The 14309-nt window shown below is 73.0% G+C and carries 14 protein-coding genes and 1 riboswitch; of the genes, 7 read left to right on the forward strand and 7 right to left on the reverse strand.

Translation table 11 applies throughout. The annotated features are described in order from the left end of the window. Nucleotides 1-16 precede the first annotated feature (16 nt). Nucleotides 17-586, forward strand: a complete 570-nt coding sequence (locus tag ACIQGZ_RS11105) for a hypothetical protein (RefSeq protein ID WP_402600915.1) — start codon at nt 17-19, stop codon at nt 584-586. 465 nt (nt 587-1051) lie between these two features. On the opposite strand, the gene ACIQGZ_RS11110 is transcribed toward ACIQGZ_RS11105, so the two are convergent. The 5 genes from ACIQGZ_RS11110 to ACIQGZ_RS11130 form a co-directional block, all read right to left on the reverse strand. Then, nucleotides 1052-1426: a GntR family transcriptional regulator gene (locus tag ACIQGZ_RS11110; RefSeq protein WP_402600916.1), complete on the reverse strand. Its 375-nt coding sequence runs from the start codon at nt 1424-1426 to the stop codon at nt 1052-1054. A gap of 143 nt (nt 1427-1569) precedes the next feature. Continuing rightward, nucleotides 1570-3228 carry a cytochrome bc complex cytochrome b subunit gene (locus tag ACIQGZ_RS11115; RefSeq protein ID WP_402600917.1) on the reverse strand — a complete coding sequence of 553 codons (1659 nt, stop codon included), beginning with the start codon at nt 3226-3228 and terminating at the stop codon, nt 1570-1572. Further along, nucleotides 3225-4289 (reverse strand): Rieske 2Fe-2S domain-containing protein, encoded by a 1065-nt coding sequence (locus ACIQGZ_RS11120; RefSeq protein WP_402600918.1) that lies wholly within the window; start codon nt 4287-4289, stop codon nt 3225-3227. The genes ACIQGZ_RS11115 and ACIQGZ_RS11120 overlap by 4 nt, the downstream gene beginning before the upstream one ends. Continuing rightward, a complete protein-coding gene (locus ACIQGZ_RS11125; protein WP_402600920.1) occupies nt 4286-5092 on the reverse strand; it encodes a c-type cytochrome in 807 nt (268 codons plus the stop codon). Before ACIQGZ_RS11125 ends, ACIQGZ_RS11120 begins: the two co-directional genes overlap by 4 nt. Before the next feature lie 68 nt (nt 5093-5160). Continuing rightward, on the reverse strand, nt 5161-5781 hold the full coding sequence (locus tag ACIQGZ_RS11130) for a heme-copper oxidase subunit III (protein WP_402600921.1): 621 nt from the start codon (nt 5779-5781) through the stop codon (nt 5161-5163). Nucleotides 5782-5955: 174 nt separating this feature from the next. Between ACIQGZ_RS11130 and ACIQGZ_RS11135 the strand changes: the two genes are divergently transcribed. The 3 genes from ACIQGZ_RS11135 (at nt 5956) to ACIQGZ_RS11145 (ending at nt 9502) form a co-directional block, all read left to right on the forward strand. Further along, nucleotides 5956-6381 carry a hypothetical protein gene (locus ACIQGZ_RS11135; RefSeq protein WP_402600923.1) on the forward strand — a complete coding sequence of 142 codons (426 nt, stop codon included), beginning with the start codon at nt 5956-5958 and terminating at the stop codon, nt 6379-6381. A 129-nt stretch (nt 6382-6510) separates the two neighbouring features. Continuing rightward, entirely contained in the window at nt 6511-7584 is a 1074-nt protein-coding gene (gene trpD, locus ACIQGZ_RS11140) for an anthranilate phosphoribosyltransferase (protein WP_402600925.1), read from the forward strand. A gap of 113 nt (nt 7585-7697) precedes the next feature. Then, a riboswitch (SAM riboswitch) is annotated at nt 7698-7816 on the forward strand. Nucleotides 7817-8065: 249 nt separating this feature from the next. Continuing rightward, entirely contained in the window at nt 8066-9502 is a 1437-nt protein-coding gene (locus ACIQGZ_RS11145; RefSeq protein ID WP_402600927.1) for an aminotransferase class V-fold PLP-dependent enzyme, read from the forward strand. Between the two features lie 47 nt (nt 9503-9549). On the opposite strand, the gene ACIQGZ_RS11150 is transcribed toward ACIQGZ_RS11145, so the two are convergent. Continuing rightward, nucleotides 9550-9831 carry an Lrp/AsnC family transcriptional regulator gene (locus ACIQGZ_RS11150; protein ID WP_402600928.1) on the reverse strand — a complete coding sequence of 94 codons (282 nt, stop codon included), beginning with the start codon at nt 9829-9831 and terminating at the stop codon, nt 9550-9552. Between the two features lie 75 nt (nt 9832-9906). Next, on the reverse strand, nt 9907-10728 hold the full coding sequence (locus ACIQGZ_RS11155) for a rhomboid family intramembrane serine protease (RefSeq protein ID WP_402600930.1): 822 nt from the start codon (nt 10726-10728) through the stop codon (nt 9907-9909). Nucleotides 10729-10938: 210 nt separating this feature from the next. Between ACIQGZ_RS11155 and ACIQGZ_RS11160 the strand changes: the two genes are divergently transcribed. From ACIQGZ_RS11160 to ACIQGZ_RS11170, 3 genes are all read left to right on the forward strand, one after another. Further along, nucleotides 10939-11193 carry a hypothetical protein gene (locus ACIQGZ_RS11160; protein WP_402600931.1) on the forward strand — a complete coding sequence of 85 codons (255 nt, stop codon included), beginning with the start codon at nt 10939-10941 and terminating at the stop codon, nt 11191-11193. Nucleotides 11194-11599: 406 nt separating this feature from the next. After that, nucleotides 11600-12901 carry an NYN domain-containing protein gene (locus ACIQGZ_RS11165; RefSeq protein WP_402601440.1) on the forward strand — a complete coding sequence of 434 codons (1302 nt, stop codon included), beginning with the start codon at nt 11600-11602 and terminating at the stop codon, nt 12899-12901. 163 nt (nt 12902-13064) lie between these two features. Further along, nucleotides 13065-14096, forward strand: a complete 1032-nt coding sequence (locus tag ACIQGZ_RS11170; RefSeq protein WP_402600932.1) for an NlpC/P60 family protein — start codon at nt 13065-13067, stop codon at nt 14094-14096. Nucleotides 14097-14309: the final 213 nt, after the last annotated feature.

The raw sequence follows: 14309 nt of genomic DNA on the forward strand, positions 1-14309 counted from the left end.
GAAGGAGGTGGTGGCCATGGCCGAGCGGACTCGCCCTCCCGCACGCCGCAGAAGGGTTCCGGTCGTCGGCGGGCTGCTGGTCGCCGGGCTGCTGACCGCCGGTACGGGGACCTGGCTCGCGCTGCGGCCCGACGCTTCGGCGGGCGGCCACACGGCGGGCACGGTCACGGCGGGGGTGGTCGCGGCCGGCCAGTCCGCCGACTGCGCCGCGCTCACCGCAGCGCTCACCGCCGGGCGGACGGTCGACACCGGCCGGGCCATCGCCTGCGAACGGCAGGAGGCCACCGCGCTGGACGCCATGCGGCGGCAGGCCCTGGCCCGGGGTGAGCGGCCGGCCGCCGGCTCCAGCACCATCTGTGCCGCCGTCGAACGCCGCGCCGCCCAGGGCGACCCGGCCCTCGACCGCGACCTGGCCTTCCACTGCCGCCAGCACGAACACTTCGGCCCCGGCGGCGGCCCCGACCCCGACGGCTCCTTCTGCCGCGGCGTCCGCGCCCGCGCCGCCCGAGGCGCCCCCCTCACCACCTTCCAACGCTCCCTCTGCCCCCTCACCACCCCCTCCCCCCACCCAACCCCGACCCCCTAGGACCACCGACCAGGGGCACGAGCAACCTCGCACTCCCATGGAGCGCGGAACAGCGCCGCCGCCGCGCCCCCGCCAGGGGCGCGAGGAACTGCGCGAACAACCCCCCACCCCGAGTGGCGTACCCCGGGCCAACGCTCCGCTCCCCGTCAGGGGCGCGAGGAACTGCGCGAACAACCCCCCACCCCCGTAGAGCGCCGAACGACCAGCTCCCCCCGCCCCGAGTGGCGTACCCCGGGCCAACGCTCCGCCCCCGCCAGGGGCGCGAGGAACTGCGCGAACAACCCCCCACCCCCGTAGAGCGCCGAACGACCAGCTCCCCCCACCCCGAGTGGCCTACCCCTGGCCAACGCTCCGCCCCCGTCAGGGGCGCGAGCACCCCCCACCCCCGTAGGCCGCCGAACAACCGGCCCCCGCCCCGAGTGGCGCCGGTTGCTGGTGGGTTGTCCGCAGCCCCCCCGGAGGGGGTCACTCCTCGGCGGCGTAAGCCGCCCGGAGCGCCGTGGTGACGGCACCAAGCGCCTCGGCGTGGCTGAGCCCGAGGTGATGGGCCCGGTCGGCGTAGGCGGTGGCGGCGGTGGCGGCGTGGCGGTGGGCGGCGTCCCCGGCCGCGGCGATCAGGGTGCCGTGCCGCCCGCGCGTCTCCACCACACCGTCGGCCTCCAGCTCACGGTAGGCCCGCGCCACTGTGTTGGCGGCCAGCCCGAGTTCGGCGGCCAGGCCCCGGACGGAGGGCAGCCGGTGGCCGGTGGGCAGCTCGCCGGAGCGGGCCAGCTCCGCGATCCGGGTGCGCACCTGCTCGTACGGCGGGACGGGGGAGGACGGGTCGACGGTGATCTGCACGGTACGGTCCCTCGGGCTCGGCTCGGCTCAGCTGCGGGGTGGGTGGGTCCATTGTGGCGGTAACAGCGGCGGCAAAGGCCGAGGGCCCGCCCCCGGCGATGTGCCGGGGGCGGGCCCTGCGGGTGGCGGAGCGGGAGCGGGCCTCAGTGGTGGCCGTGGCCGCTGGTGATCTCCTGGTACTCCTCGGCGGTCGGCTTGGGGATCTGGCCGTCGTCGCCGTAGTAGCCACGGGACAGCTTCGCCCGGAGCTTCTGGGTGCGGGTGATCTTCGCAGCGACACCGTTCTCGTCGACCTCGGCGGGCAGCTCGGCCGGCCGGTGCTGGTCGTGAGCGGTGAGCTTGTACCGCTGAGCGGGCGACAGCGGCTCGTGCACCTCGATGAACTCACCGTGCGGCAGCCGCTTGATGATGCCGCTCTCCCGGCCGTGCAGCACCTTGTCGCGGTCCCGGCGCTGGAGTCCCAGGCAGATCCGCTTGGTGATGATGAAGGTGAGCACCGGGATCACGAAGAACCCGATCCGCATCGTCCAGGTGATCGCGTTGATCGACAGGTGGAAGTGCGTGGCGAACAGGTCGTTGCCACCCGCCACCAGCAGCACCAGGTAGAGGCTGATCCAGGCCGCGCCGAAGCCGGTGCGCACCGGGGCGTTGCGCGGGCGGTCCGCGATGTGGTGCTCGCGCTTGTCACCGGTGACCCAGGCCTCGATGAACGGGTAGGCCCAGATGGCCACCAGCACCAGCGGGAAGATCATCAGCGGGATGAAGACACCCAGGTTGAGGGTGTGGCCCCAGGCCCGGATCTCCCAGCCCGGCATCAGCCGGATGAGGCCCTCCGAGAAGCCCATGTACCAGTCGGGCTGGGCGTCGGTGGACACCTGGTCCGGCCGGTAGGGGCCGTACGACCAGATCGGGTTGACCGTGGCGATGGCCGAGATGATCGCGGTCACGCCGAACACCAGGAAGAAGAAGCCACCGGCCTTGGCGATGTAGACCGGCATCAGCGGCATGCCGACGACGTTCTTCTCGGTGCGGCCGGGCCCGGCGAACTGGGTGTGCTTGTGGTAGAAGACCAGCACCAGGTGCGCCACCAGCAGACCCAGCATGATGCCCGGGATGAGCAGCACGTGGACGGTGAACAGCCTCGGGATGATGTCGTCGCCGGGGAACTCCCCGCCGAACAGGAACATCTGGATGTAGGTGCCGACCAGTGGCACCGCGAGCACGGCGCCCTCCATGAACCGGATGCCGGTGCCCGACAGCAGGTCGTCGGGGAGCGAGTAGCCCATGAAGCCGTCGAACATGCCGAGGATCAGCAGCAGGGCGCCGAACACCCAGTTGATCTCACGGGGCTTGCGGAACGCGCCGGTGAAGAAGACGCGCATCATGTGGACCAGCATGGCCGCCACGAACAGGATCGCGGCCCAGTGGTGGATCTGGCGGATCAGCAGACCGCCGCGCACGTCGAAGCTGATGTCCAGCGTCGAGGCGTACGCCTCGGACATCCGGATGCCGTTCAGCGGCTGGTACGTGCCGTGGTAGACGACCTCGCCCATGCTGGGCTTGAAGAACAGGGTGAGGTAGACACCGGTGAGGATGATGATGATGAACGTGTAGAGGCAGATCTCACCGAGCATGAAGGACCAGTGGTCCGGGAAGATCTTCCGCAGGTTCGACTTGGCCAGGCCGTAGATGCCCAGCCGGCCGTCGGCCCAGTCGGCAGCGGCCTCGGCCTTGTTGGCCGGCTTGGCCCGGCTGCTGCTCGGCTTCTCGCCGCCGGAGGCGGCGCTGCTCGCGGCACTCATGCGCGCTCCCAGTAGCTCGGGCCGACGGGAGCGTTGAAGTCACCCGTGGCGATCAGGTTGCCCTGCGTGTCCGTCTTGATGGCCAGCTGCGGCAGCGGGTGGCCGGCCGGGCCGAAGATCACCCGCGCGCCGTCGGAGAGGTCGAAGGTGGACTGGTGGCACGGGCACAGCACGTGGTGGGTCTGCTGCTCGTACAGGCTGATCGGGCAGCCGACGTGCGTGCAGATCTTCGAGAAGGCGAGGATGCCCTCGAAGCCCAGGTCGCGCGAGGCGCGGTCCTTGATGTCCTGCGGCGCGATGCGCACCAGCATGACCGCGTCCTTGGCGATGGCCTCCTGGAAGTTCTCCGCGTCCTCCGAGAGGCCCTCGGGCTTGGCGAAGACCAGCGAGCCGACGGTGATGTCCTCGGCCTTCAGCGGCAGGTCGGTGTTCATGCTGACCAGCTTGATCGGCTGGGCGGCAGTGGCGTCGTTCCAGTTGGTGTGCAGCAGCTTCTTCTCGGGCAGCGGCCCGAGGTCGCGCAGCAGCACCACACCGGAGAGCGGCACCAGCGCCATCGAGCCGATCAAGGTGTTGCGCAGCAGCTTGCGGCGGCCGAAGCCGCTCTCGGCGGCGCCCTGCTTGAAGTCGGCGATGACCTTGTTGCGGACCTCGTCGGACGACTCGATCGGGTGACGCTCGTCAGCGACCTCGACGTCCGACATCAGCGTGCGCGCCCAGTGGACGGCGCCGGCGCCGATGCAGAACAGTGCGACGCCGAGGGTGATGCCCAGGGCGAAGTTGAGGATGCTGACATGGCCGAACGGCCAGACGAACACGATCTTGTGCGGGCTGAAGCTCACATACGACGCGATGAAGGCGGCGGTGGCCAGCATCGAGACCGTGAACAGCAGCGCGACCTGACGCTCGGCGCGCTTGGCGGCGCGCTCGTCGATGTCGGTGCGGCGCACCTCGTGGGGGGGCAGCCCCGGATCGGCGAACGGGTCGGCGTGTACCGCGACCTCGTGGCCTTCGGAGCTTCGGCGCTCCGGCAGGTTCTCTTCTGACATGTCCTGGCTCATGACTTCTTGGCCTTGGTGGTGTGGGCGGCGATCCAGATGGCGATGGCGATCAGCGCGCCCAGCCCGAAGATCCAGCCGAACAGGCCCTCGGTCACCGGACCGAGGCTGCCGAGGTCCATGCCACCGGGGGTCGGGGCCTCGGCGGTGTGCCGCACGAAGGCCACGATCTCCTGCTTCTGCTTCTCCGGCATGATCGAGTCGGGGAACGCCGGCATGCTCTGCGGGCCGGTCTGCATGGCCTCGTAGATGTGCTTGGGCGACGTGGTGTCCAGCGCGGGCGCGTACTTGCCGTTGGTGAGGGCACCGCCCTTGCCGGCGAAGTTGTGGCACTGCGAGCAGTTGGTGCGGAAGAGCTCTCCGCCTGCCGCGACATCCGCCGCGCTCGACGAGCCGTACTGCTTCTCCGTCGGGATCACCGGGCCGGGGCCCAGGGAGGCGACGTACGCCGCGAGCTGGTCGATCTGCGTCTGGCTGTAGATGACCTTCTTGGCGGGCACCTGCGCACCGGGCTGCTGGGCGGGCATCCGGCCGGTGCCGACCTGGAAGTCGACCGCGGCCGAGCCCACGCCCACCAGGGTGGGCGCGTCGCTGCTGCCCTGGCCGTTGAGGCCGTGGCAGGAGGAGCAGCCCACGGCGTACAGCTTCTTGCCCTCCTCGATCTGGATCGACTGCGAGGAGGAGTCGGCCTGCGCCTTCTCAGCGGGCGCGAAAGCGGCGTACAGCCCCCCGGTGGCCGCGAGCGCGAAGAGTAGGACGACAAGCGCCGCCAGCGGGTGGCGCCGTCGTGCGGAGAGCTTTTTCACGGATAACCCCGGTGTGAGGATCTTGGTCGTCTGGAAGTCTGGTCGGCGGGCGGGTCGGCCGGTGTCCGCTACTTGATCAGGTAGATGGTCGCGAAGAGGCCGATCCAGACGACGTCGACGAAGTGCCAGTAGTAGGACACCACGATCGCGGCCGTGGCCTGCTCGTGAGTGAACCGCCTGGCCGCGTACGTACGCCCGAGGACCAGCAGGAAGGCGATCAGACCACCCGTCACGTGCAGGCCGTGGAAGCCGGTGGTCAGGTAGAACACCGAGCCGTACGGGTCGGAGGAGAGCGAGAGGCCCTCCTCCTTGACCAGGCTCGTGTACTCGTAGATCTGACCGCCGATGAAGATCGCGCCCATCAGGAAGGTGACCACGAACCACGAGCGGAGCTTCTTCACGTCGCCGCGCTCGGCGGCGAAGACACCCATCTGGCAGGTGAACGAGGAGAGCACCAGGATCGTGGTGTTGGTCGCGGAGAAGGGCACGTTGAGCGCGTGCGCCTTCTCGACCCAGAACGCCGGTCCGGTCACGGACCGGAGCGTGAAGTACATCGCGAAGAGGGCCGCGAAGAACATCAGCTCGGAACTCAGCCAGACGATGGTTCCGACGCTGACCATGTTCGGCCGGTTGACCGAACCGTGCGCGTGCCCGGTTTCTACTGCTGTTGCTGTCGCCACGTCCGACATTATGTCGGTCCCTTATTCCGCCTTCACTCCGGGGGGTCTTCCTCGGTGTGTCCGGGTTGCGCGTACCCTCCGTCGGCTCACACGGGGTGCCGTGCGGCGTGATCGGGAGTAGCATCCGCTTGCAGTCGAAGTGGTCCCGATCACATCCCGCCGAGAACCCCGGGGGCATCGTCCATGGCGCACACGACGGACGCGACCGTCACCGTCCTCGTCTACAGCGACGACCGCAACACCCGCGAGCAGGTGCGGCTGGCCCTCGGCCGGCGGCCCGCGGCCGACCTGCCGGTGGTGGAGTACCTGGAGTGCGCCACCTCGGCGGCGGTGGTCCGGGCCCTCGACCGGGGCGGGGTGGACCTCTGCGTGCTCGACGGCGAGGCGGTCCCGGCCGGCGGCATGGGCCTGTGCCGGCAGCTCAAGGACGAGATCTACCGCTGCCCGCCGGTGCTGGTGCTGATCGGCAGGCCGCAGGACTCCTGGCTGGCCGCCTGGAGCCGCGCCGACGCCGCCGTGGCGCACCCGGTGGACCCGGTGGCGCTGGCCGACGCCGCCGCCGAGCTGCTGCGGGCCCGTACCGGCGGCCGGACGCCCGCCGCCTGCTGAGCCGGTCCCGCTCGCAGGGCCGGTCCGTCTCAGCAGGAGAGAAGGGGCGCCGGGTACCGGCGCCCCGGGTGCGTGGCTGGATAGGGTGGCCTTCTCCTGTTCACACCCGGGCGAAGGCTGGAGTTGGTCATGGTGAACGTGTCCCCTGCGAGCGGTGGCGACGACCCCGTGCAGGCACGCTCCTGGCCGGAGATCCTCACGGCCCTGCTGCGGCGCCAGGACCTCGGCGCGGCCGACGCCGCCTGGGCGATGGCCGAGATCATGAGCGGCGAGGCGACCCCGGTCCAGGTGGCCGGGTTCATGGTGGCCCTGCGCGCCAAGGGTGAGACGGTCGACGAGGTCAGCGGCCTGGTCGAGGCGCTGTACCGCTACGCCGAGCCGCTGGAGATCCCCGGCCCGGCGGTGGACATCGTCGGCACCGGCGGCGACCGGGCCAAGACGGTCAACATCTCCACCATGTCGGCGATTGTGGCGGCCGGCGCGGGCGCCAAGGTCGTCAAGCACGGCAACCGGGCCGCCTCCTCCGCCAGCGGCTCGTCCGATGTGCTGGAGAAGCTCGGCATCAGCCTGGACCTCTCCGCCCAGCGGGTCGCGGAGGTGGCCGAGGAGGCCGGCATCACCTTCTGCTTCGCGGCGAAGTTCCACCCGGCGATGCGTCACGCCGCCCCGGCGCGGGCGCAGTTGGGCATCCCGACCGCCTTCAACTTCCTGGGCCCGCTGATCAATCCGGCCCGGATCAGCGCCTCCGCCATCGGCTGCTACGACACCAGGATGGCCGGGATCATGGCCGGGGTGCTCGCCGCGCGCGGCTCCACCGGGCTGGTCTTCCGGGGCGACGACGGGCTGGACGAGCTGACCGTCACCGCGACCTCCCGGGTCTGGGTGGTCCGGGACGGCGCCGTCACCGAGACCTCCTTCGACCCGCGCGAGCTGGACATCCCGTTGGTCGGCATCGAGGCGCTGCGCGGCGCCGACGCCTCGTACAACGCCGAGGTGGCCCGTCGGCTGCTGGCCGGCGAGCGCGGTCCGGTCCGGGACGCGGTGCTGCTGAACACCGCCGCCGCGCTGACCGCGCTGGACCTCACCGAAGCACCGCTGGCCGAGCAGTTGGCGGCCGGGATGCGGCGGGCGGCGGACGCCATCGACACCGGGGCGGCGGAGCGCACCCTGGAGCGCTGGGTGGCCGCCTCCGCCCGGAGCTGACCGCAGCCAGTCGAGGGGGGCCGGAACCGCGTGCGCGGACCGGCCCCCCTTCGCATGTCCGCATCGCGGACAGCGGTTGGGCGGCCCGGCGGTCTCTGCCATACTCCTCGGCAGGTCATGAGTGACAGCATCACAAGCCCCGGCTTGCTGTCCGGCAACCCTCCGTCCGTGGCGGGGTGCCCCGGGTGAAGACCAGGTCGTGTGGCATAGGTGCCTACGGCAAGCGCGGACCCCTCGCGATACTCCAGGGGTCCTGGTCCCGAGGAGACACGCAGTGAAGAAGCGAATGCGCTAGAGGCCGCGCGCCTCCACCCCCGCCGCCGGACCACGCCGCGCCCCGTCGCCGCGTGCCCCCGTCCGGCCGTCGGGGCGACCCCGCAAGCCTGTGCAGCCCGTCGGGCTGCCGTACCGGTGCGGCACCGCCGCGCCGTGGTCGCCCCTGCCCGCGCACCTCCCGCCGCCGCACTCCAGGAGCCCCGCCATGACCGCTCAGCCCATCGCCGCCGCCCGTACCGCCGCCACCCGTACCGCCGCCGCGACCGCCGACTCCGACGCCGCCCCCGCCTGCGGCCCGCTGCCCGTCCTCGGCCGCGAGGTGCAGGTGCCGCTGGTCAGCGGCGAGAAGGTGGCGTACGCCGCCCTCGACTACGCCGCCAGCGCCCCCGCGCTCCAGCGGGTCTGGGACGACGTCGCCGCGTACGCCCCGTACTACGGCAGCGTGCACCGGGGCGCCGGCTACCTGTCGCAGCTCTCCACCGACCTGTACGAGCAGAGCCGCCGCACCGTGGCCGACTTCCTGGACCTGCGCGCGGACGACCAGGTCGTCTTCACCCGCGCCACCACCGACTCGCTCAACCTGCTGGCCGCCGCCCTCCCGGCCGGGACCCGGGTGCTGGCCTTCGAGACCGAGCACCACGCCTCGCTGCTGCCCTGGCGCCGCGAGGGCGTCACCGTGTCGTACCTGCCCGCCCCCCGCACCCCGCAGCAGGCCGTGGCGGCGCTGGAGGAGGCGCTGACGGCGGCCCCCGAGGGTCCCAAGCTGCTCTGCGTCACCGGCGCCTCCAATGTCACCGGCGAGATCTGGCCGGTCGCGGAGCTGGCCGCCGTCGCCCACCGCCACGGCTGCCGGGTGGTGCTGGACGCCGCGCAGCTCGCCCCGCACCACCCGGTGTCGGTGCGCGAGCTGGACGTGGACTGGGTGGCCTTCTCCGGGCACAAGCTGTACGCGCCGTTCGGCGCCGGGGTGCTGGCCGGCCGCGCCGACTGGCTGGACGCCGCCGAGCCGTACCTGGCCGGCGGCGGGGCCAGCCGCACGGTGGCCCGGGAGGCCGACGGCGCGGTGGCCGTGGAGTGGCACCGGGGCCCGGCCCGGCACGAGGCGGGTTCGCCCAATGTGATCGGCGCCTACGCGGTGGCGTCCGCCTGCCGGGCGCTGACCGAGGCGGGCTTCGAGGCGCTGCGCGACCGCGAGCAGCGGCTGCTGGCCCGGCTGCGGGCGGGCCTGGCCGAGATCCCCGAGGTGCGGGTGCTGGGCCTGTTCGGCGAGGACCAGCCCCGGGTCGGGGTGCTCTCCTTCGTGGTCGGCGGCTGGAACAGCTCGCACTTCGCCGCCGCGCTCTCCGCCGAGTACGGCATCGGGGTGCGCGACGGGCTGTTCTGCGCCCATCCGCTGGTGCGCACCCTGCTGGCCGAGTCGGGCTGGGGCGGCACCGAGGAGGCGCCGTCCGCGTGCGGCGCGCCCGAGCCGTCGCTGCCCGGCGAGCGCAGCCTGAACGCCATCCGGGTGAGCTTCGGCGCGGGCACGCCCGACGAGCACGTGGAGCGCTTCCTGACGGCGGTGCGGGAGCTGGTCAGCGACGGCGCCCGCTGGTCGTACCGGACCGAGGGCGGCCGCTGCGTGCCGGACGGGCGCCGCTGAGCGGCGGCCCTGCGGTTGCTGGTCGGGGTGGCCGCTGGTCGGGGTGGCTACTCGTCGAGGCCCAGGGCGAAGGCCGCCTCCAGGTCGTGCCGGGAGTAGGTGCGGAAGGCGATGTGGGTCTCGGTCTGCCGCACCCCGGGGACCTTGTTGAGGCGGCCCGGGATCACGTCGGCGAGGTCCTCGTGCCGGCGCACCCGGACCATCGCCACCAGGTCGTAGGTGCCGGTGACCGAGTAGACCTCGGTGACGCCCTCCAGTGCGGCGATCGACTCGGCGATCTCCGGAATCCGGTCGACGGTGGTCTTGATGAGCACGATCGCGCTGATCACACGGGTCTCCTGAGCGGTCGAAGGGCTGCCGGGCCAGCGTACTGAGGCAGGTCGCGCCCTGGCGACAGCGGGCGGTCAGACCGGGTCGGGGTCGGACTCCCGGCGCGCCCCGGCCGCCCGTACCGGCGGGCCCGCACCGCGCCGCCGCCCGTACAGCGCCCAGGCGGCCAGGAAGCCCAGCGCGAAGCCGACCACATGCACCAGGTACGCCACCCCCGGCCCCGCCTGCCCGGCGGACCGGGCCAGCCACCCCTGCGTACCGAACCAGAACCCCAGCACCAGCCAGGCGGGGAAGCGCAGCGGCAGGAAGAGCAGCAGCGGCACCAGAGCGGTGACCCGGGCCCGGGGGAAGAGCCGCAGGCAGCCGCCGAGCACCCCGGCGATGGCCCCCGAGGCGCCGATCAGCGGCCGGACGGCCTCGGCGGTGTGCGCCTCGGCCAGTGCGTAGCCGTACGTGGCCAGGCAGCCGACGCCCAGGTACAGCGCCAGGAAGCGCAGCCGGCCCAGGCGCTCCTCCACGCCGCCGCCGAAGACGGCCAGGAACAGCAGGTTGCCGAGCAGGTGCAGCCAGCCGCCGTGCACGAAGAGCGAGCTGAGCGCGGAGAGTGCCGGGACCTTGCCGGGCGCCGCGACGTCCGGGCACCGGGGGCTGCCCGGTACGGGCGCCGGGAGCGCGGCGGGCGGCAGCGGGCGGTTGCCCAGCAGTTCCGCCGGGACAGCCCCCCAGCGCTCCGCGTAGCGCTGCTGTGCGCAGTCGCGCTGCTGCGCCGAGCCGTGCGGCGGGGCCAGCCCGGAGGCCGGGCCGACCGCGAAGACCAGGACGTTCACCGCGAGCAGCGCGCCGGTCACCAGCGGCGGCCGCCGGAGCGGAAGGTCCTCGCGGACCGGGATCACCATGGTCGGAGCATTCCTCCGCCGGGCCGCTCCGACACCGCGCGGTGCTGCGGACGGGCGAGTCGTACCGGGCGGGTGGTCCGTCCCGAGGTGCGAACTCGGTATCCACCGGCGCCTCCGCAGGCCATAGGGTTCTCGTTGCGCGATGTGCGGGAGCGACGGCTGGTCGCGCCCGCAGCACCCCGAGACCGGGACGACCCGAGAGGACCCCCCATGCCCGTCCCCGTGCCCGACGCCGGGACCCGCTGGCGCTGCACCCTGTGCGGCAATCTGACCCGCTTCGACGTCACCCGTGCCTCGCGCGTGGTCGACTTCGTCCACCTCGACCTGGCCGGCGACCCCCGGGTCGAGGAGAGCGAGGTGCTCAGCGAGACCGTGGAGTCGGTGCGCTGCCGCTGGTGCAACGCGGTGGACCAGGTGGAGCTGGTCGCCCGTCCCGGCGGCGACGCGCCGCAGGACGGGGCCTGAGGCAAGGCCGCCCGTGCCCGCCCGGTGGGTCCGCCGTTCGTGTGGCGGACTGCCGGGCGGGGCAAGGTACGCGCGAGAATCGAAGTGACGGTGTGCGGGGAGGCGCCGGACGAGAAGGATCGGAGTCGTGGACGTGGTGGACAGAGCTGGAGCGGCGGCCGGGTCGCAGGGGCAGCAGCCCGCTGCGCGGGGAGCGGCCGATGACGCCGGGACCGGGGCGGGCGCGACCGGCGCCGCCGTCCCCGGCACCGACGGCGCCCCCGGCTCGGCCGCGACCGATCCGGCAGCCAGTGCGGAAGCCGAGGGCAGAGCGGGAGCCGAGGGCACTGCGGGAGCGGACGGCACTGCGGGAGCCGGCGGCACTGCGGAGGCTGGTGCGGAAGCCGGTGGCGGCGACGGTGAGCGGCTGGACCGGCCGCTCCCCGAGGGCGTACGCCGCCGGGTGGTCGGCATAGCCGCTGACGCCCTGGGCACCCTGCCCCTGGGCGAACTCCCCGCCGGGCTGCGCCCGTACGCCAGGTTCACCCCCGCCCGCCGGGCCCGGTACGCGGCGACCGCGCTGGCCGCCGCGCTGGAGGCGGAGCCGCTGTTCCGGCTGCGGATCGCGGAGCGGCTGCGGCTCGGCCAGCCCGATCTGGTACGGGCGCTGGAGGGCGGCACCGTGCCTCCCGCCGCCGACCCGATGGATGTGGCCGCCGCGGCCTACCTGGTGCGCTCGGCCGGCTGGAGCCGGCTGGTCGCGGAGGCCGGCGAGGAGGTCGAGCGGGCCGACGCCGAGGGCGCGGCCGCCGAGGCGGTACGGCTGGCGGAGAAGCTCCAGGGCGAGCTGCTCGCGCTGCGCGCCTCCGCTCGGGCCGACGCCGACCGGCTGCGCGGCGAGGTGGACGCCGCCCGGCGGGAGTCCGAGGCGCTGCGCAAGAAGCTGCGCAGCCTGGAGAGCGACACCCGCCGCGCCGAGGCGGCGACCCGCAAGGTGACGGCCGAGCTGGAGGCGGCGCGGGCCACCGCGCAGGCGGAGCGCGGCAGCGCCGAGGCGGAGACCCGGCGGCTGCGGCACCGGGTCACCGAGGTGGAGTCGGCGTTGGAGGCGAGCCGCCGCAACGCCCGCGAGGGCCGCAGCGTGGAGGACATGCGGCTGCGGCTGCTGCTGGACACGGTGCTGAACGCGGCCCAGGGCCTGCAACGCGAGCTGGCGCTGCCGGTGGCCCGCATCCGGCCCGCCGACCTGGTGGAGGCGGTCGCCCCCGGGGCGGCCTCGCCGCACGACGTGGCCCGGCGGGCGCTGGCCGAGGACGACCCGGCGCTGCTGGACCAGCTGCTGGCGCTGCCGCAGGTGCATCTGCTGGTGGACGGCTACAACGTCACCAAGACCGGCTACCCCATGCTGCCGCTGGAGCAGCAGCGCATCCGGCTGCTGGGCGGCCTGTCGATGCTGGCGGCGCAGAGCGGCGCCGAGGTGACCTGCGTCTTCGACGGGCAGGACCTGGACACGCCGGTGATCATGGCTCCGCCGCGCGGGGTACGGGTGCGGTTCAGCCGCACCGGTCAGACGGCGGACGAGCTGATCCGGCAGCTGGTGCGGGCCGAGCCGGTCGGCCGGCCGGTGGTGGTGGTCTCCTCCGACCGGGAGGTGGCCGACGGGGTGCGCCGGGCGGGGGCGCGGCCGGTCTCCTCGGCGCTGCTGCTGAAGCGGCTGGTGCGGACCTGAGGCCGGACTTGTCCTGACTTACGGTCATGACCGCACTCTGCGGGGCGGTGCGGCGTCCGCCGGGCTTGGCCGGACAACGGATCTTCACTATGGTCTGTCGTCAAACCCCCATCCCGACCGTCACTCGCGCGAGTGGTGTTTGCAGGACTAAGGAGCACCTCCCTTGGCGTCCCACCGCCGTCCCAAGCAGCCGAGCCGTGCCCGGGTCTCGGTCCTGACCGCTGCGGCCGCGACCGCCGTCGCCATCTCCGCCCAGGCCGGTGCCGCGCACGCGGACCCCAAGCCGACCAAGGACCAGGTGAAGGCGAAGGTCGACAAGCTGTACGAGGAGGCCGAGGAGGCCACCGAGCAGTACGACGGCGCCAAGGAGAAGCAGCAGCAGCTGCGCAAGCAGGCGGCTCAGCTCCAGGACCGGGTGGCCCGCCAGCAGGCCGAGGTGACCGAGCTGGAGAGCGGCCTCGGGGCGGTGGCGGCGGCGCAGTACCGCTCGGGTGGCATCGACCCCACCGTGCAGCTGGTGCTCTCCTCCGACCCGGACGACTTCCTCGCCAAGGCGTCCTCCTCGGACCAGGTGAGCGCCCAGCAGGCGGACACGCTGCGCCGGCTCCAGGAGCAGCAGCGCTCGCTGGACCAGCAGAAGGCGGAGGCGGCGGCGACGCTGGCCGAGCTGGACCGCACCACCACGCAGCTGAAGCAGGGCAAGGCGCGGATGCAGGCCCGGCTGCACGAGGCGCAGACGGTGCTCAACACCCTCACCGCGCAGGAGCGGATCGCGCTGGAGGCGGCGGACGCCCGCGCCTCGCGCGGCGGCATGGAGCGGGTGGACCTCAGCTCGCTGCCGGCCGCGCACGGCTATGCGGCGGTGGCGTTGCAGGCGGCCCTCGGCAAGCAGGGGTCGGCCTATGTCAGCGGCGGGATGGGCCCGAGTGTCTTCGACTGCTCCGGGCTGATGAAGTGGGCGTACGCGCAGGCGGGCGTCACGCTGCCCCGGATCGCCAGCGACCAGGGCATGGTGGGGGTCGCGGTGCCGTCGCTCGCCGCCGCGCAGCCGGGCGACCTGATCATCTACTACGGCGGCAGCCACGTCGGGATGTACGTCGGCAACGGTCTGGTCGTCCACGCGCCGCGCCCCGGCAAGTCGGTGGAGGTGGTCTCGGCCAGCTCGATGCCGATCTCCAAGATCCGCCGGGTCTGACGGCGGCGCTGCCGCGAGCGGCCACCGCCGTACGGTCGTGCTCAGTACCCTTCAGCAACCATGCCAGGCCCGGCTTTTCGGACAAGCCGGGCCTGTCGGCTGCTGCGGCGGCGAGTGAGGTCGGCCACGGTGATCGGCCGCCGAAGCGCTTCACAGCGCCGAACGATCAGCTCAGGGTCAGATGTCGACTACCCTTTGTGGTAATTCCGAAGA

Origin of the sequence: Streptomyces sp. NPDC092296 (assembly GCF_044755465.1) — a bacterium.
Lineage (GTDB): Bacteria > Actinomycetota > Actinomycetes > Streptomycetales > Streptomycetaceae > Peterkaempfera.

Coding starts and splice junctions, on each gene's coding strand:
- ACIQGZ_RS11115 (WP_402600917.1), bottom strand. CDS start 3,228: ATGAGTGCCGCGAGCAGCGCCGCCTCCGGCGGCGAGAAGCCGAGCAGC.
- ACIQGZ_RS11135 (WP_402600923.1), top strand. CDS start 5,956: ATGGCGCACACGACGGACGCGACCGTCACCGTCCTCGTCTACAGCGAC.
- ACIQGZ_RS11130 (WP_402600921.1), bottom strand. CDS start 5,781: ATGTCGGACGTGGCGACAGCAACAGCAGTAGAAACCGGGCACGCGCAC.
- ACIQGZ_RS11105 (WP_402600915.1), top strand. CDS start 17: ATGGCCGAGCGGACTCGCCCTCCCGCACGCCGCAGAAGGGTTCCGGTC.
- ACIQGZ_RS11160 (WP_402600931.1), top strand. CDS start 10,939: ATGCCCGTCCCCGTGCCCGACGCCGGGACCCGCTGGCGCTGCACCCTG.
- ACIQGZ_RS11145 (WP_402600927.1), top strand. CDS start 8,066: ATGACCGCTCAGCCCATCGCCGCCGCCCGTACCGCCGCCACCCGTACC.
- ACIQGZ_RS11120 (WP_402600918.1), bottom strand. CDS start 4,289: ATGAGCCAGGACATGTCAGAAGAGAACCTGCCGGAGCGCCGAAGCTCC.
- ACIQGZ_RS11155 (WP_402600930.1), bottom strand. CDS start 10,728: ATGGTGATCCCGGTCCGCGAGGACCTTCCGCTCCGGCGGCCGCCGCTG.
- trpD (WP_402600925.1), top strand. CDS start 6,511: ATGGTGAACGTGTCCCCTGCGAGCGGTGGCGACGACCCCGTGCAGGCA.